This window comes from Corallococcus caeni (assembly GCF_036245865.1).
Classification (GTDB): Bacteria; Myxococcota; Myxococcia; order Myxococcales; family Myxococcaceae; genus Corallococcus; species Corallococcus caeni.
Map to the genome: position 1 here is coordinate 685267 of NZ_BTTW01000002.1, position 18284 is coordinate 703550.

The window sequence follows — 18284 nt, forward strand, 5'->3', positions numbered from 1 at the left end:
CCTGCACGGCACACGCGGCGAGCTGCTTCTCGAGCTCATCCGCATCGTGGTTCTCCTGCATCAACGCGAGCACGGCCGGTGGAATGGCCCGGAGCAGGGGAGACACCATGGCCCGGGTCGCAGCCCGCGCGGATGCCTGCTCCGCGACGTAGGCCGCGTGCCGTGCCTTCCCGGCCGTCTCCGTATCCACGAAGCCCAGTTCCCCGTGCCGCGAGTGCCTTGAACCGCCTGCACACGCCGTCAGCAGGGCACAGGCCACCCAGAGGCTCGTCACGGAACGCACGCTCCGGACTCTATCCGGCGTCACGCCGAATCAAGCGACCCGTGAGAACCACTCCCCCGTGGAGAACTGGGCCTCCAGCACCGCCGCCAGGTGCGCATCCTCCAGCAGTACCCCCACTTCGATGTTCCGCGTCTGTCCCCGGTCAGTGAAGTTCGCGGACGTCACGAAGACCCACCGCTCATCCACCACGACGCACTTCGCATGCAGGCTGGCGAAGACGCCCTTCTCAGGGGAGAAGCCGTGGCACTCCGGGAACGGTGGACCGAAGGGCCAGTGCTCCTGCAGGAATGACGACGCTACCGATGCGCTGGCATAGAGCCGGCAGCCTACGCCCCGCTTGAGGGCTTCATGCAGCGGCCGCAGGACGTCCGCCGCGTGGTCGAACGCGAACCCGGCCACCAGCACCGTGCTCGTGGCCTTATGGAACAGGTCCGCCAGCACCACCGCCGTGTCACGGGCGCCGCTCCAGCGGGTCTCCGGCCCCGTCCAGACCAGCTCTGGCCGCCGGGCACTCGCACGCCGTTCCACGAGCAGTGTGTCTAGCAACACGAGCGTTCCGTCCCGTCCCAGCGCGTTCAACGACTCGGCCTCGCCCGCCAGCGGTTCCAGCCCCTCCCCGCGGAGCGCCAGCCGCGACAACGGAAACCCGAGCCGCCGTGCGGCGACCCCGGTCCGCAGCCGCTCCAGGTCCAATGTCGCCACGCCGCTCAGGTCCACGGCGTCTTCAGGAAGGCGACGTCCTCGTGGCCCAGAGTGGGCACGACGAGCGCGCGGTCGAGGTACTGGTTGAAGCGCTCGCAGGAGCACTCCGGAAGGAAGAGGCAGCCGTGGCACGCGGCGCCCTCCAGGTCGCGGTCGTCGCGGCCGGTCGGCTCGTGGTGCGCGCACACGGGGTCGTTGGAGCAGAGCCGCGCGTCCTCCATCGCGCGGGTGAGGTGACGGCCCAACCGCCGCCCCTCCTCCACCAGTCCGCCCAGCGTGCCCTCCGCGCCCGTGGTGCCCGTCATCAACAGGATGCCTGCCATGGGGACCGCATCGCTGTGAGGTGCGCAGTACAGACGCTCGCGGATGGAACTCGCGGGGTAGCCACACTCCAGCGCCACCTCGGTCATCAAGAGGTGCGCCAGCGAATGCAGCAGGTAGAGCCGCACTCCTGGAAAGGGGAGCTTCGACCCGGAGCCCTGCTTCCAACGCTCCCACCCGGTCTTGAGCACCTCCTCACGTCGTCGCACCGGGGTGGACGTCTCCCACGCATGCACCTGCTGCTCGTCGAGCACCAACAGCATGCCCTCGCCCTGCATCTCGGTGACTGGCACCCAGTCCCGGTGCAGCGACATTGGCGCGAGCGCCACGTCCAGGTCGTAGCGCCCCTGGAGGTCCTTCGACAGCGGCTCCAGCCGGGTGAAGCCGACCTGGGCCTGCACCTCCCGCAGCCGCCGCGCCAGCACCACGCGTTCGACCAGCGACGGCAACCCTTGAGGCTGGGCGATGCGTCGTGCCCAGAAGACCTCCGTGCGGTCCCGGGGCATCTCGCCCGGCTTCTCTTGCGGCTGCGCTAGGAACTGGAGCCACTCAGCGGTGCGGATTTCAGGGACGGCTTCGGGCGTGTGCTCGCGCTCCGCCGCGATGGCCGCCAGCACCTCCGCATTGGACGCGGGGCCCAGCGCTGCCTGGACCTGGGGAATGGTCCGGAATGCAGGGAGGCTCTCCTCGGTGGCGGCCTGGAGGATGCTCCACGCGGACTGCACCTTTCGCCGGAGCGACTCCGGTTCGGGGATGGTGATGGCGCTGGTGGTCTGCGCGAAGTAGCCGTTGCTGGCGGTGCGGACCAGCAGCCGCTGCTTCTCGTCGCAGCGCTCCCGGGCCTCCAGGCCCAACCAGGGCCGTTCCCCGTCGCAGCGGTCCTGCTGCTCCTTGTGCGTCATGTCGATGAGGCGCCTGCGCTTGCCGCACGTCGAGCACGCGACCTCGATGTCGCTGAAGTCACCGCTCACGCCCTCCTCCAGCTTGAGCTGCGGGGCGTCGCAGGGCTTGCGCTCGTGCATCCACCAGGACCAGTCAATGTCCGACAGGTGGCCCCGGGGACAAGCCGCGACGAAGCGCACCGGCACACAACGCTCCGGCTTCGCCTCCACGCCCGAGCAGCGGTGGCGGTACTCCTGGTTCACCCGCTCCAGGCTGTTGGCCTTCACGAGCGCGCGGCAGCGAGGGTTCTGGCAGACGAACCAGCGCGGAAACTCGTACACCTGGATGCCGCAGGACTCCGTCGGCTCCCGTTCGTCGCCGGCGGGCGGCTTGCGGAAGGGGGCCTCCTTGCTGAGGGGCCACTTGTTGCGGTGGTAGAGCGGTTCAACGATCTCCAGCAGCCGCGGCTCGTTGACCACCTCGCCCTGGCCCTTGAGCCGCCAGAAGTCCAGGCCGCCCACGAGGACGGCGTCGTTCAAGAGGTCCAGCATGCTGCCCGGGCCGAAGGTGGAGACCACCTGGCTCTGGCGCACGCGTCCATCGGGAGGCCGCGTCGAGCGGGCCCTCGTCCACTTCCTACGGTTCGTCATGCGCCACCTCCTCCGCTGCTGCCTTCGGGGCGCGGTAGCCGCCCAGGGGTTGACGTGAAATCCACAGGTGCACGGAGGACTCCACGTCGCGCATGGACGTGGGCGCCTCGAACTTGAGCTCGTCCTGGGTGAGGTTGTCGGTCGAGTCCAGGAAGCCGCGCAGCAGGGGCTTGAGTCCTTTTCCCTCCGGGTCGTAGGGCGAGTACGCGCGTTGGGCGGCGTCCTTCTTGGCCTGCTCGATGATGTTCCGCCAGGAGTCGAGCAGGCTCCTTGCCCGCTGCATCACGATGCGGCTGGCTCGCTCCGACTCCTCCTTGGGCAATCCGCGCCCGGCGCGTCTGGCCAGCACTTCGAGCGACTCCTCCAGGGCGTCCCGGTGCGCCTGGAGCGACTTCCACTCCAGGGGCGCGGTCATGGCGGTGTCGAGCAGCCGGCCCAGCGCCACGACGACGCCGGCCAGGCCCCGGTCGAGCGCGGGCGCGGAGAAGGGCGTCACCGAGGTGGCTTCGACGAAGCGGTAGAAAGACTCGTGGTACGTCCCGAAGCGTTCGTAGTGGCTGCGGTCGCGCGGCTTGGCGGCGTTGAGGCACGTCACCACGAGGCCGGGCTTGTTCACGTTGCGGCCCACGCGGCTGGACGCCTGGATGTACTCGCTGGTCGTCTTGGGTTGGCCCGCCACGACCATGAGCCCCAGCCGGTCAATGTCCACGCCGACGGAGATCATGTTGCTGGCGAGCACGACATCAATGCTCTGGGGCTGGCCGTGCGTGAGCTCCAGGCGGTTCTTCGCGGCCTTGATGTCGGCGGTCTTCTCACGGCTGGTCAGCTCGATGGGCTCGCCGCGGATGGTCCGCCCCTGGTACCAGGGGTGCTCGGCCTCGCTGTCGAAGTCCTCGGGCCGGCGCCGGACGCGGTCCATCACCAGCCGGCGCACCTCGTCCTCGACGAGCCGGCGCATGCCGCCCAGCTCGCGCAGGCTGTTGAAGTAGCCGACGAGCGTCAGGTACGGGTCGGCGCTCGGGGCGCCGTGGAGGTGTTCACCGCGCGCGGCGGCAGCGAGCACGCTGACGTAGACGCGCAGCAGGATGGCCTTCATGGGCCGGCCAGGTGCCGCTACGCCCACGTACTGGCGCGCGCCCTTCTTTCCCACGGAGGCGAAGAAGGTCTCGGAGGCGTCCACGCCGGGCGGCGGGAAGAGCGCCACGTCCCGTCCATAGAGGCGGCTCACCTGCTGCCGCGAGCGGCGGACCGTGGCCGTGGAGGCCACCAGCTTCGCCCGGGGCGCGAGCGTCAGGACGGCGCCCTCGTAGAGCCCCACCATGGACCCCAGGGGCCCGGAGATGAGGTGCAGTTCGTCCTGCACGATGAGCTCCGGGGGACGCAGCCCCTTGGGGAGCGTCACGAGCGCCGCCTTCAGGTCCGCGGCGTCGTCGCACGGGCCCACGAAGCGCTTGCCGGTGCGGCCCAGGGCGCGGCCGAAGAGGAGCCCCGTCTCACCGCGCCAGGGCAGCATGGCGAACTTGTCCACCGTGGCGACAAGGAAGCATGGCAGCTCGCGGTAGATCTGCTCGTCGACGAAGAGGACGGGGAGCCCTTCCGGGTTGCGGCCCAGGTTGAAGGCGCACGCGATGTTCGCGCAGCCGACCAGCACCTCCTCGGGCCTGGACTTGGAGGGGCGGAGGATGAAGCACTCCCGCTCGAAGGGAGTGGCGCACCAGGGGCAGGTGGCAAGCGGGAAGGGAGACTGGGCGCGAGCGCTGTTGTCGTTCTTGTACTCGGTGATCTGCGTCGCCACCTGCTCCAGCGTGTTGGCGGTGGCGGAGCGGCCGACCCACAGGCCAATCGAGAAGCGCACCACTCCCAGGCGCTTTGGCTCCTGCTGGCGGAGCACGTCGAGTGCGCAGATGAGCGTCGCCGCGCGGCCCAGCTGGTCGAGCGTGAGCAGCCGCAGCGTGTAGCGCAGCAGCACGGCAACGCCCAGGCCGCCGTGGGGATGTGACTGGCCGCGGAGGCGGCGCAGGAGCAGGGTGAAGGCGATGAGCCCCAGGTAGGCCTGTGTCTTTCCGCCGCCGGTGGGGAAGAAGATGAGCTCCACGAGCTCTCGGTCCGCGTGGGCTTCGTCCTCGACGGAGGGGAGGTTGAGCAGGATGAAGGCGAGCTGGAAGAGGCGCCACTCGGGAGCGTGCTCCGGCCGGGCCTTGCGCTCGGCCTGGGCCATGACGCTGTTCATCCAGCGGAAGGCGTCGAAGGCAAGCGGCTCGCGCTCAAGGAGCTGGATGCCCTCCTCGATGCGGGTGGCCGCGCGGTGGGCCCGGCGGACGAGCTCCTCCCGCGTCTCCTGTCGGCGTTCGCTGCCCACGTCGATGGCGGCCTGGGTGTTCACCCAGTCGCGGTAGGCCCGCACCAGGGGGCTCAAGGCCTCCGTGGCCTCCGAGGGGGTCGTGAACGCGGCGAGCTGTTCCATCCGCACGGTGACTTCGGGGATGCGGCGCGCTTCGACGGGGAGCACTTCCACGCGCGGCAGCCAGTCCGTTTCCACGCGGGTGACCGGCATGGCTGTGGATGGGATGCGTACGGAGACGCCGTGGCCCACGGCCCACTGCTGGCGGTGGCGGAACTGGAGGTCGTTGACGCGATCGTCATCGTCCTCGCTCCTGGCATCGCTTGCGTCCTGCCGGCCGACGAAGCCCTGGGCGCACTCCAGGGCAAGGTGGGTCTGGAAGGCATAGGCCTCGTCACGCTCAACGGCGGTGCTGGTGGGCGGGCGTGCATTCACCAGGAAGATGGCGACAGCCAGCTCTCCTTCGGGCGTCTTCTCCACGTGGCCTTCCAGGCGCAGGCCCCGGCTGTCCTGGAGGTTCACGCCTTCCCGCAGCACCGCGTCGTGGAGGGAGAGGGTGACGGTGCGTTGGTGGAAGGTCCGGCTCCACTGCTTGCGCTCATCGACCTCGATGCGCTGGTAGTCCGCCCAGCAGACGTGCGCGGTGAGTTGAGACGTGTTCGAGGGGACGAAGACGGACAGGCCCATGGACGCGGGAAGGCGCCGCACCTTCTTGGCGGTGGGATCGGGGCGGGATGACTCCTCGTTGTCCTCGTCGTTGCCCGCGGCCAGGTCGTCTTCCTCGTCGTCGGGTTCGTCCTCGATGACGCCCTGGTCGAGAGGGACGAGGAACCCCGTCAGGTACCAACGGGAGGGAGGATTGCGGAGGACCTCCGGGGCGTCCGATACGGGCGTGCCTGGGGGCTTGTGGAAGGGACCGACGAGGTCCGCTTCGAGCGCATCAATGAGGTGGGAGCGGACTGCTCCAGCATCATGGGCATTCATGGGAGGCCTCAAGCGGTCTGGGCGCGGGACTTCGAGGGACGGCGGGACGTGGGATGGGCTTCCTCGTAGGCGCGGCGCTCGTTCAGGTCGAAGAGGCGGTCGAGCACGTCGTCCTCGAAGGCTTCGAGCTGGGCGGCGGTGGCGCCGCAGTACGGAGGGGCGTGGATGTCGTTCCAGCCGTAGGCGTCCAGGACAGCCTGGTCCACGGCCACGTGCAGGTCCCGCAGGCGCTGCGTCGCTGTGTCGGTGACGGACTTGTCCTTGAGCCGGTTGTACGTGGTCGTCAGCCCGATGCTGTTGGCCTGCATGTACTGGCTGCGTTCGAAGTGCAGCCGCTTCCCCATCGTGTCGAGCGCTGTGCTGTGCGCTTCGTCGGGGAAGGGGAAGGTCTCGAAGCAAGTGCTCGGCGTGTAGCGAAGATCGTTGCGCATCGACGAGGACAGAAGCCGTGCCCAGACCTCGTGAACCCGCGATTGCAGGGCCGCAAGCCATCGGTCTTGATCCAGAGTGTAGACGTAGGCCGCATGTGAGAAAACACCACCCGTAAGTCGCCAATCAAAAACAAGGTGTTTAGATACTTGTGAGTTCACGAGGCAGCGGCGGAAGGAATTAAGCGTTTGGTATAATTCCTGTCTGGGACGGATGAACTGCCACCAGAGCCGATTGGCTCCCTTGTCTTTCACTTTGTCGCGCTCAGGCTTCACCAGATCCCGCACGATGCGGAGAAGGTCGGGCCAGCGCTCAGCTTCCTTCAGCTCCATCTGCCCGAAGTTGATGACGTGCCGTTCGAGTTCCGGGCTTGGATCGGAGTTGATCTCCTCGCCACCCACGTAGCGAAAAATGCGCTCCGCGTTCTTTGAGGACTTCGCGACAAGCTCCGCCCGCTGCTCGGGGCTGAGCACGAACCCCATGCCGAGCACGATGCTTCCTTGGAAGCTCTTGCCCGTGTTGGCAACAAGCACCACGGGATCCGCTCGTTCGGGCTTTCCCCTCAGCCGGGAGTTGAGGTGCTTCACGGGCACTCCGTCCAGGCGGGGCTCCAGCGTCAGTCCGGAGACGTGGCCCTTCGCCAGATGCACCACGGACACCGAGACATTGGCCCCAGAGACCGGCCACTTCATGGAACGCACGGCGTCGTACAGATGGCCGCCTTGGTCCACCAGGTACTTCAACCCAGTGGCCCTGGTGTCTCCCTGCGCGATGGTGTTGGTGGCGATGAAGCCGAAGCTGCCGTGCTCACCCAGCAGGTGGAACGCGCGGCGGAAGAAGTGTGAGGCGAGATCCGCGTTTCCGTGCGCGCCCTCGTGGACCGCCTGGAGCCAGGGCAGATAGTTCTCTCCGCCTGTCTCAATGATGGCGTTCTTCCCCGCGAATGGCGGGTTCCCCACGAACCCGTCGACCCACGCCGCTTTGTTGGGCTGCTCGTTATCAAGTGGGTCGGGTCGGCTCCCGTGGAATACCTCCGGGAACTCCAGCGGCCAGTGGAACGTCCATGCCGGCGCGGAAAACGCCGCGATCTCCGCGGGCATGGGAGGCAGAACGCCCTTCTTCTCCTTGGAGAGCCAAGTCCCAATCAGGTCCAGCCGACGAACGCGCTCCTTCTCCCGCTCCTTGTCGGAGCCGTTAGCGAAGAACGCTCCGACGCAGGCATCGGCGATCCTCTTGACGTCCTCGAGCGCCGCATCCGCGTCACGGAGAAGCCCTTCCTTGACCCGGCCAGGGTCCAGGTCCAGCTGCAACGGCTTGCGGTCCGGCCCTTCCAGGTCGAGTGCGAGCTGGAGGATCTCGTCGCGCTTTTTCTGCGCCCGTGTCAGTGCGTTCTTGATGAACGTCCATGACAACTCCGACTGCTTCTTGCTGTTCGGGTCCCAGTGGAACGCTTGCAGTTGTTCAAGGTCGAGCCCTACCAGTGAGTCTCCGCACTTGAGCGCATGGTCCAGGAACGTGAAGGGCTCCGTCTTCGCCAGCGTCACGAGCCACAGCGACAACTTCGCGAGGCTCACCGCCCACGGGTTCTTGTCCACGCCATACAGGCATCGCTGTGCCACCAGCCGGCGCGCCCGCATCACCTCGTCTTCGTGCTTGTCACGCTTCAGCACACCCTCGCGCGTCCAGGCCGCGATGACCTGGTCCGCGAGGAAGCGGCACGACTCCACGAGGAACGCCCCGGACCCCATGGCCGGGTCGCAGATCTTCAGGTTGAGGAGCCGCTCCGAGGAGGGCTTCGGCCCCATGGTCTTGAGCAGCGGCTCCAATGCACGCTGGACGATGGGCGTGGAGAGCCTGCGAGGCGTGTAGTGGCTGCTGGTCCGCCGCCGTTCGTCACCGGGCTGGAGCACGAGCTGGGATGCCCGCCGCGTCTCGGTCCCCTTCACACGGTAGGGCTCCAGCGCGGCCAGGACTTTCTGCTGCGTGTCCGCCTGCTCCAGCGCCTTCAACACGGCCTTCACCACCTTCGTTTCGACTCCGGCTTCCTCCTCCAGCCACGCGGCGCGCCGCTTCGCGGGTTGTGCCAGTACCTCGGTCGCGGAGACCCAGACCTTCCAGGGCTTGAGGCAGATCCCGGCGCCTGTCAGGCGCTTCACGTGGAAGCCCATCAGCCCCTCGTACACGGAGCCGATCTGCTCCACGTCGAGCGACTTGAAGCTCAGCCGCTGCCCCTTGAGGAAGATGAGTCGTTCCAGGACCTGGTAGACAGTCTCGTCATCAATGGAGGGTGCCGGCCTGTCCGTGCCCGACTCGTCGGAGCTCCCGCCTCCCAGGAAGGGAAACGTCTCGGGGTCGAACAGCTGCCCTCGACGTGCCGGCATTCTCAGCTTGTCGTGGGATGCGCCCAGGTAGACGCACCGGAAGAGCGCCAGCAGCCGTGGCCATGCACCGAATCGCCGGTTCATCGCATCGGGGTACAGGCTGGCGTCCTCGACCAGTTGCTCGTGGAGCGCCTTCACCGACAGGTCGTCCCGGTAGGGCTCCTGGTCCACGGGAAGCAGGCCCCGGTCCTCCGCGTAGAGGATGAAGACGAGCCGCAAGAGCGTGGAGAGAAGCCCACCGTAGACATGCTCCTCGCCCCGTGAAAACGCTTCATCCAAGGTGCGGGAGCCATCCCGTTCGGCAGCCGTCTCGAAACCCGTGAGGAGGATGCCGAGCGCTTCCAGCACCTGACCTGCCAGTTCCTCGGTGACATCCGCCTGACGGCGGCGCGAGCTCTCCAGGAGCGAGGGGAGCTGATGCTCGGACAGCACGCCGAAGAAGCGGCGCGCGTGCAGGAGCATCACCATCGCGTCGAACAGGGGCCGGCCGCTGGAGGTGATGAGGTCCTTGAAGCGGAAGGTGAGGTGCCCGGAGGTCTCTCCGTGGGGCGCGTAGACCAGGCGCACGGAGTCACCGTTGAACAGCAGGCCGATGGGAACCCGGGCGGCGCGCAGCAAGCGGTCGAACTTCGCGGTGGGTTCGTAGAACCACGTGCCTGTGGTGTCCTCCTTCTTGTCCAGGTCCAGCCCCGAAGGCAGTTCCCAGGTCAGGAGCGCGAACCCTTCCGCGGCCCGGCTGATGGGCGTGGAGTCGTCCGGCAGGCCTTCTGGCTTCGCGGGAGGAGGACCACGCCGCCGCAAGCCCCGCGTAGGCCTGAGGGTCTGTTGCCCTTCCGCGATGTCGAGCCGGAGCTCCTCTGGAAATTCCGTGACGAAGTCATCCTCGGCGTAGCCCAGCACCTCCCGGAGGAAGCGCGGAACATCCGTCACTCGAGGTGACTCCCGGCCCGCCAGCAGGATGAACCGCGATTGGGCGGACACCGGCAGGCGCTGCATGCACTGCGCGTCTTCAAGGACCGGGATGGAAACCACCAGTCCTTCAATGGGCTGCGCCATCCCCAGCCATGTCTGGTGATAGCGACGTTCGACGTCGTTCATGAATTCCCCCCTGTGAAGAAATCGGTGGGCGTCAGCGCGAAGCCGGCCAGAGGTACACCATGCCCACGGGCATGACCCTCACGAGCCGGACGGCGAAAAGCCCCTTCAACGCTTCTGGCTGCGTCGCGAGTTCTGTCTTGAGCGCTGCCAATCGCTGCGTGAGGTGGGTGCGATCACGCCGCCACTGTTCGAGCTCTTCACGAATCCCCAGCTCGAGCTGCGCACCCAGGGCGTCCCGGATGGCCTCCTCCTGGTTCAGGAGGATTTCCGTCAGCGCCTTTGCTTCGGTGGTTCCGCGCGCTGCCAGCTTCTTGCGCGCGTCCTTTTCTCGAAGCTCCACCTGCTCTTCCACCGCGGGCCAGAGCTTCGCGAAGTCGGACGCTGCTCCAGCCAGCAACCGCTTCTGGACGGCCTGGGGTGTCGCGGAGAGCGCAGGTGCTTCCGCCAGCGTGGTCTCCAGTTGCTCAATCGCCTTGCGGTCCGCTTCATCCGCGAAGGGCTTCAAGTGCCCGCGGCCACCACCGTCCAGCCACTTCGCTGAAACAGAGACCACTTCGTCATGGAGTCGAGCGGCGCCCTCGCCAAAGAGCGACAGCCGGCCGAAAACGATGACGCGCGCCACCGAGTCGCGCTGGGTCTGCACCACCGTGACGCGGCTCAGGTCGTTCGCGGAGAACCCCTGTGCCAGGAATCGCTGGAGCACCCTCTGGACGAGCGGATGGGACAGGTGCAGATGGGCGAGCTTGCTGGAAACGCCTGACGGCGCTTCGAAGACCACGGGAGACACGGGGCGCTTGCGCCACTCCCACGGCGCCTCGTCCGGCTCCCGCCGGGGACGGATGGAGTCCAGGGTCGTGTTCCACGAGGCGGGGAGGGCGGGGACCTTCCAGGCTTCCACCGTCCGACCCTCCTCCGTGACCTTCTCCTGCTCCAGCCGTCCGGCGCCGGCCAGCTCGAAACCCACGTCCAGCGCGTCGCGCAACAGGGCGGGATTGAAGTCCATCACCTTGCCGCTGCGCTCACGGAGTTCGCCAATCGCATCCAGCTCCTTGCGCAGGGACTGGAGCGTGCGCTGCGACTCCAGCTCCCGCTTCGTCACGTCGGTGCGGGTGGAGGTCGCGGCACGGGAGAGACTTTCCAGCGTGCCCTTCGTGATGCCCGTGGCGAGGGCATCGTGCATCTGGTCCATCAGCACGCTGCCCAGGCTGCCCAGTTCGCGGGTGATGGTCTCCACCTTGCGGGCCAGGGTGTCGAGCACCGCGTCCTCGGCGCGCTGGCTGTAGACGAAGTAGCCGCAGCGCACGGTGGGGGCGGGCTGCAGGGCACGGTCGATGCGGCCGTTGCGCTGCTCCATGCGCGAGGGATTCCAAGGCACGTCGAAGTGGAAGAGGTCCGCGCAGTGGCCTTGCAGGTTGATTCCTTCGCGAGCGGCGTCGGTCGCGAGGAGGACCCGGACGGGGAACTCGTCCATCGGACCGTTGAAGGCGGCCTGGGCCTCCGCACGCCTTACGTCATCGATGCCGCCCGTTAGGGTGAGGATCCGCTCGTCCCCGCGCTGGGTGCCTTCGAAGGCGGCGCCGAGCTGCTCCTTGAGGAAGCGGAGCGTGTCGCCGTACTCGGTGAACACGATGACCCGGCGAGGTTTCCACGCGGCGCCCCGGGTGAGGGGGCATTGATGCTCGCGAATCCAGTGGAGCAGGGCCCGCAGCTTTGCGTCTCGCGAGGTGCGGTGCCGGGCGCTCAGCTTCAGCATGTCATCCAGGAGCTTGCGGGCCTGGACGCTGGCGGACAGGCGCTGACTGTCTTCGTGGATGCTCTCCGCGAACGCCAGCTCAAGGGAGTCGTCCGTCTCGCCGTGCTCCTCGGACTCGGGGGCCGGGGCACCGGTGAGCGCTCCGCCATCCGGGGCCAGAGCTCCCGCGCCGAAGGCCGCCGCGTGGACGGAGAGGGTCCGGTGGAAGGCCTCGATGCTGGAGAGGAGGCGCTTCTGGAGGTTGATGAAGACCAGTCGCCCCTGCTTCGTGCCAGGCGCCATCAGCTCCGTGTAGCGAGCGAGCTTCTGGGACAGCTCCAGCTCGGGGGCGGCTCCCTCGCCCAGGTCCACGCGCTGCTCGACGGTCTTGCCGTCCAGGCCAAGCCACTCGGCGTGCCATCGCCCCGAGTCATGTGTCAGCCGCACGCCCACCACGTGCCGCTCGGGGTATCGCTGGGCGCTGCCCAGCGCGCGCAGGTCGCCCTTGAGCCGGCGCACCATGACGGGCGCCAGCTGGGATTCGCGGACGCGGGTGCCCCGGGTGAAGCGCTGGGGGTCGAGCATCTCCAGCAGCGCGGAGAAGCTGTTGGAGTGGCCGTTGTGGGGCGTGGCGGAGAGGAACAACCGGTGTTCGAAGCGCTCCGCCAGGGATCGGATGCTGCGGGTGGTCTCCGTGTCGATGGCGTACCGGTTGGCCGATGCCGGGGCGACGACGTGCGCCTCGTCGAGCACCAGCATGGATTTGTGGTGGCCCTTCTCCTCCAGGAGGGTCTTCAGCGGCTCGAAGTACTCGCTGCGCCGCAGCGTCTGATACGACACGATGAAACGCGAGTGCGTGGCCCAGACAGGGACCTGGAAGCCGCGCTCCTGTCGGCGGCGGGAGACGAACTCGCTGTTGAAGATCTCGAAGCGCAGGCCGAAGCGCTTCTCCATCTCATCGCGCCACTGAAGCGTCACGGACGCCGGGCAGACAATGAGGACGCGGTCGACGCGCTGGCGGAGGATGAGCTCCTGCATCACGAGCCCGGCTTCAATGGTCTTCCCCAGACCGACGTCATCCGCGATGAAGAGGTTGACCCTGGGCAACTCAAGCGCCTTTTTAAGAGGCGTGAGCTGATGATTCATCAGGTGGATGCCCGCGCGGAACGGCGCCTGGAACAGTCGGGCATCGGTGGCGGTGACGGAGCTCCACTTGAGCGCGTGCAGGTACGCGGCGAAGTGACGGGGTTCGTCGAAACGCTCGGGCGTCCCCAGTCCACCCTGCTCGGGACGAATGACCCGAGCGGCGAGTTCGCGCTCCCACAGGACAGACAGGGAGCGACCCTGTGCGTCATCATCCAGGCAGGTGAGACGAACGAGGGTGTGTTGCTCCTGGACATCCGAAGGAGCCACGACCTCGTTGACCAGATATTGGCGGTGTCGGACCTGCGCGATATCACCCGCGCACGGCATGGGAGCGGTGGGCACGCCAAACACAGTGCCTGCTACAAATATGTAGCGGAATTCCTCCAAAGAGTGAGGAACGGATTTTCAGTGCTTTGGCGACCCTTTAATCACACTGTGTGCTTGGTGTGTAAAGGTGTCGCTGGATCCATTGGTTCGTGTCCCGCTTGTAGAGAGGGAGTTCTTCTCCTTCGTATCTGAAGAGGAAGGGCTCCATCAGCCGGGCTAGCGCGCGATACTGCGGGGGGATTGACTTCGTCTGTGTATCGATGGGGTCTGGCCATTCATCGAGGGTGACGAGCACGCGGTCTCCGTCCATGGGGAGCACGGAGACCTCCGGGAAGGGGAGCGCGTTCCGGAGCGCGTCGATGCCGCCCATCTGTCCCAGTAAGGGCTGGCCCAGGAACGTGAGCCAGTACGGGCCCAGGGTTCGGGTTCCGAGGATGGAACTGAATCTCAAGGCATGAGGCGCATCCAGACCGGGGTATCGAGCGAGGAGCGCTTCAGTGATGTTCCAATCGCCTGCGGCCCAGGAGCCTTGTGCCGAGACAAGGGCGAAGCTGGCGTAACCAAAGTTGAAGGGCAGCTCACGAGCCAGCTCAAGCACCAGGGAGCGAAGGCGGGCCACTCCATGCTCCACGAGGTACTCCGTGGGGAACGTAAACGCCAAAGTCGTGACGGGCGCATCATGAAAGAGGCTGTCGAGCAGTCGCCCGTAGTATTCGACTTGATAGCCACCGGTTTCACTGGGGCTCTCCCTCAGCTCCACGGACCGGCTCCCGCCTCCAACACGCTCTGTTACGACATGGCGGTTGTGTTCCCAGCCTTCGGCATCCAGGGGAACCATGTCGCCATCCGCCGACGTGTACCAGTTGAGTGAGTCAGGCGGGATGGCATGAAGAAAGGTCTGGATCGAGCGCCAGATCGCGGGACCTACCTCCGTGTGTGCACGATGGATGAAGAAGGCCAGCACGATGCCATCTCGGCCTGCGAGCCAGTTGCCTCGATCGCGAAGTCGAATGACTGGGAATGCTGGACTCATCGCTCGAATGGCTCCATGCCTGCCTTGGGTGACACGAGCAGGGCCTGTCCACCCAGTGCCTTTTCGTAAATTGCCCCTTGGGACTCGTAGGCATAGGGGTTGTTGCTCCCATACTCCGTCCATCGTGGCGCATTGCTGTCCGGACAGGGGAACTTGAAGTCCAGGATGAGCACGGCCTTCAGCAGGTTGTGGTCGCCGTGAAGCACGAGGTCCGGCTTGAGGGTGCCTCGAAGTTCCTCGGTGCAGCCCTCTGCGATGAGCCGCGCTTCCTCTTTTCGACTCACCGTCTCCACCATCCGGGCGTTCGGGTAGTAGCGGTAGCGCTGCTCGATGCTGAAGGGCGCGGGCCACAGCTCCTTCAGCACCTGCTCCGCGCATGCCAGGGCGAGCACGTGCTTCCGCTTACCGAGTTGCATGGCCCGGGTGACGGGCTTGCCGCAGCGGTCCGTCTCCACCACCTCGGCGCACTCCTGCCGCGTCGGGGCCGGTCCTGGAAGTGGCGTGCGTTTCCCACCTGCTCGGCCTGCACGGCACACGCGGCGAGCTGCTTCTCGAGCTCATCCGCCTCGTGGTTCTCCTGCATCAACGCGAGCACGGCCGGTGGAATGGCCCGGAGCAGGGGAGACACGGCGGCCCGCGTGGCGGACGCGGACGCCTGCTCCGCCACGTAGGCCGCGTGACGCGCCTTCCCCGCGGTCTCCGAATCAACGAACTCCAGCTCCCCGTGCCTCGAACGCCGTGCCCCACCGGCACACGCCGTGAGCAACGCACACGCCAGCCACAGGGCCGCGAACCGGCTCACCGCTTGCCGCGGGCCAGCAGCATCACCGCGACCAGGATGGCGCTCATCGCCCCCAGGGTCAGCGGACCCAGCGTCTCTCCCGCGAACACCACGCCCAGCAGCACCGCCACCGCCGGGTTCACGTACGCATAGCTCGTCGCGAGCGCCGGCCTCGCGTGCCGCAGCAGATAGCCGTACGCGCTGAACGCCACCAGCGAACCGAACACCACCAGGTACACGAACGCCACCACCGCGCGCGGGGGCACCACGTCCGCCATCCGCTCCCCCAACACGAAGCTCACCGCCATCATCATCACGCCCGCGCTCAACATCTGCGTCGCCGGCGTCATCAACCCCGCGGGCATCGGCAACCGCCGGCTCCACACCGAACCGAAGGCCCACGTCGCCGGCGCCACCAGCAGCGCCAGCGCCGCCATGCCCCCGCCGCCCATGTCCCCACCCAGGTTCAGCAGCACCACCCCCGCGAAGCCCAGGCCCAGCCCCGCCAGCTCCGCGCGGCCCGGCTTCTGCCCGAAGGCCGCCCCGAAGATGGCCGTCCACAACGGCATGCTCCCCACCACCAGCGCCGCCACCCCGGACGGCACCCCCAGGTTCTGCGCGAACGCGATGCCCCCGTTGCCCATCACCAGCAAGAGGAAGCCCGTCGCCGCGCCCGCCCCCCACTGCCGCAACCCCGGCCCCGGCTGCCCCTTCAGCCGCAACCCCGCGAACAACAGCCCGCCCGCCAGCAGGAAGCGCAGCCCCGCCATCCGGAAGGGCGGGAAGCCCGTCAGCGCGAACCGCATCGCCAGGTAGGTGGACCCCCAGATGACGTAGAGCGAGAAGAGGCTGAACAGCAGCCGGCCCCGGTGGGGCGCGGGCTCGGCAACGTCGGGGGTCGCGGTCGCGGTCGTCACGGCGGCCGGCTTCTAACCCCCGCCACCCTCCAGGGCGATGTGCGCTTTGCCGTACCCGCCCCCCGGGCCAGGAAGCCAGCGCCCCGCCTGCCTGCCCTCCTGGACGGCGCGCCCGATTGAATGCCCCGGGCGTCCCTTTTAGAATTCTACAGGAGCCATGGAGACCCGGAGGTCGGGTCGACAGCTTTCCGGAGCGTGAGCGGGAATGCCCGACGAATTGGGTGAGCGCGAGAAGGAAGTCCTCCGGGCCGTGGTGCAGGAGTACATCACCACGGGCGGACCGGTCGGCAGCCAGCAGCTGACGCGGCGCGGAGAGTTCGAGGTCTCCTCCGCGACCATGCGCAACGTGCTCGCCGACCTGGAGGCCCTGGGCTTCCTGGAGAAGCCCCACACCTCCGCCGGCCGCGTGCCCACCGACCGCGGCTACCGCTTCTACGTGGACACCCTGGTGAAGCTGCGCGACCCCGCCCCCCGCGACCGCGAGCTCATCCACGCGGGCCTGGTCCACGAGTCCAGCCTGGACGACATCCTGTCGGAGGCGAGCCGCGTGCTGCACTCGCTCACCCGGCACGCGGGCGTCGTCCTCACGCCCCGCCCCGACGCCGCCGTGTTCCAGCGCATCGAGTTCCTGCGCCTGCGCGAGAACCGCGTGCTCGCCATCCTCGTGGGCCAGAACGGCCAGGTGCACAACAAGGCCCTCACCGTGGACTTCCCGGTGACGTCCGACGAGCTGATCAAAGCCAGCAACTACCTCTCCGAGCTCCTGCACCAGGTGCCCCTGGAGGAGGCGCGCGAGCGCATCCGCGCGGAGATGGACCAGGAGCAGGCCCTCTACAACGCGCTGACCGCCAAGGCCCTCCGGCTGGGCGCCGCCGCCACCGACCTGCAGACGCCCGAGCGCGTGCTCATCGAAGGCACCGGCTCCTTCCTGGAGCAGCCCGAGTTCGCCGACGTGGAGCGCATCCGCGCGCTGTTCCGCGCCCTGGATGAGAAGCACAAGCTGCTGCACCTGCTGGACCGCGTGCAGCGCACCAAGGAGATGCACGTCTTCATCGGCGCGGAGAGCGAGTTCTCCGCCGCCGGCGACGTCACCGTCATCGCCAGCCCCTACGGCACGGCGGAGGCGGTGCTGGGCACCGTCGGCGTCATCGGGCCCACGCGCATGGACTACCGGCGCGTGATTCCCCTGGTGAACTTCACCGCCCAGGTGCTCTCCAGCGTGCTGGAGAAGGTGTAGCGCCAGGGGCCCTACTGCGGCGCGGGCGCGTAGACGCGCAGCGCCGCGGGGGCGACCTCGAAGCGCATGGGCGTCATGCCCACGTTCTCCCCGTCCGCGTTCACCTCCATGGGCGGGTCCGTTTCCACGACGAGCCGCGAGGTGTGCAGGTGCACGACGGACTCGTGCTCCAGGTGCCCGCCGCTGCGCATGCCCAGCGCCACGCGCGCCAGCGTGGCCACGTCCTGCAGGTGGCCCAGCCCCGTGCGCTCGCCGCCGTCCGCCACGGACGGGGCGGTGATGGCGTAGACGTGGAACCGGCGGTCATCCAGCGTGGCGTCCGGCGCCACCATGTTGCCCGCGCCGTGGTAGCGGCCGTTGCCCACCACCAGCTGGAGCGCGTCCACCTCCAGTGTCTGCGTATCCGCCTGGAGCCGGACGTGGAAGGGCTGCAGCGTGCGCATCTCCGCGGCGGCGGCCATGGGGTAGGCCAGCTTCCCGGCGCGCTGCTTCAATTCCTGCGTGAGCCGCTTCGCGATGGCGGTGGTGAGCCCCAGGCTGGCGGCGTTGAGGAAGGGCCGCCCGTTGACGAGCCCCACGTCCACGCGCGCCGTGTAGCCCCCGGCGATGACGTCGCACGCGGCCTCCAGCGTGTCCGGGATGCCCAGCGAGCGGGCGAAGTCGTTGCCGGTGCCCAGTGGCACCACGCCCAGCGTCACGTCGCGGCCCATCAGCGCCTGCACCGCGCAGCTGATGGTGCCGTCACCTCCCCCCACGAGGATGCGGCGGGCCCCCTGCGCGATGGCCTCCTCCACGACCTTGCGCAGGCGCTTGGGCCGCGTCAGCGCGTGCGCGGCCATGAGCGGGATGCCGTGGGCGGCGAGCAGCTCGCGGGCGTTCTCGAAGGCGTCGCGCCCCGAGCGCGAGCGCGTGTTCACCACCAGGACCGCGGGCCCTTCATCCAGGTGGCGGAGGCGTGGCGGGGCGTTGAGTGCGGGTTCCAGGAGAAACCTCGGCTTTCTGTGCGGCGTCTCCAAGCTGCGCACGACAGCCCTCGGGCA

General features: G+C 67.9%; 10 protein-coding genes. 1 reads left to right on the top strand and 9 read right to left on the bottom strand.

What is annotated here, in order from left to right; all coding sequences use genetic code 11:
* Nucleotides 1-313: 313 nt before the first annotated feature.
* The 8 genes from drmC to yedA all read right to left on the bottom strand — a co-directional run bounded on the left by drmC (nucleotide 314) and on the right by yedA (nucleotide 16007).
* Nucleotides 314-1000, bottom strand: a complete 687-nt coding sequence (gene drmC, locus AABA78_RS10930) for a DISARM system phospholipase D-like protein DrmC (RefSeq protein WP_338262904.1) — start codon at nucleotides 998-1000, stop codon at nucleotides 314-316.
* Complete coding sequence (gene drmB, locus AABA78_RS10935; protein WP_338262905.1) at nucleotides 991-2838, bottom strand: DrmB family protein; 1848 nt, start codon at nucleotides 2836-2838, stop codon at nucleotides 991-993. The genes drmC and drmB overlap by 10 nt, the downstream gene beginning before the upstream one ends.
* A complete protein-coding gene (drmA, locus tag AABA78_RS10940; protein WP_338262907.1) occupies nucleotides 2825-6163 on the bottom strand; it encodes a DISARM system helicase DrmA in 3339 nt (1112 codons plus the stop codon). The genes drmB and drmA overlap by 14 nt, the downstream gene beginning before the upstream one ends.
* Nucleotides 6164-6171: 8 nt before the next feature.
* The gene (locus AABA78_RS10945; RefSeq protein WP_338262908.1) at nucleotides 6172-10071 is read right to left on the bottom strand and encodes a DNA methyltransferase; all 3900 of its coding nucleotides are present in this window, start codon (nucleotides 10069-10071) and stop codon (nucleotides 6172-6174) included.
* Nucleotides 10072-10102: 31 nt separating this feature from the next.
* Nucleotides 10103-13276: a DISARM system SNF2-like helicase DrmD gene (drmD, locus tag AABA78_RS10950; protein WP_338263585.1), complete on the bottom strand. Its 3174-nt coding sequence runs from the start codon at nucleotides 13274-13276 to the stop codon at nucleotides 10103-10105.
* A gap of 97 nt (nucleotides 13277-13373) precedes the next feature.
* On the bottom strand, nucleotides 13374-14240 hold the full coding sequence (locus AABA78_RS10955; protein ID WP_338262909.1) for a DUF3396 domain-containing protein: 867 nt from the start codon (nucleotides 14238-14240) through the stop codon (nucleotides 13374-13376).
* A gap of 65 nt (nucleotides 14241-14305) precedes the next feature.
* Nucleotides 14306-14767, bottom strand: coding sequence for a hypothetical protein (locus AABA78_RS10960; protein WP_338262910.1), 462 nt, complete (start codon nucleotides 14765-14767; stop codon nucleotides 14306-14308).
* A gap of 340 nt (nucleotides 14768-15107) precedes the next feature.
* Nucleotides 15108-16007, bottom strand: a complete 900-nt coding sequence (gene yedA, locus AABA78_RS10965) for a drug/metabolite exporter YedA (protein ID WP_338262911.1) — start codon at nucleotides 16005-16007, stop codon at nucleotides 15108-15110.
* Between the two features lie 205 nt (nucleotides 16008-16212).
* Here yedA and hrcA point away from each other — a divergent pair, with 205 nt between their 5' ends.
* Entirely contained in the window at nucleotides 16213-17244 is a 1032-nt protein-coding gene (gene hrcA, locus AABA78_RS10970; RefSeq protein ID WP_120524719.1) for a heat-inducible transcriptional repressor HrcA, read from the top strand.
* 11 nt (nucleotides 17245-17255) lie between these two features.
* Here hrcA and AABA78_RS10975 read toward each other — a convergent pair whose 3' ends face one another.
* Nucleotides 17256-18164, bottom strand: a complete 909-nt coding sequence (locus AABA78_RS10975; protein ID WP_338262912.1) for a lipid kinase — start codon at nucleotides 18162-18164, stop codon at nucleotides 17256-17258.
* Between the last annotated feature and the right edge of the window lie 120 nt (nucleotides 18165-18284).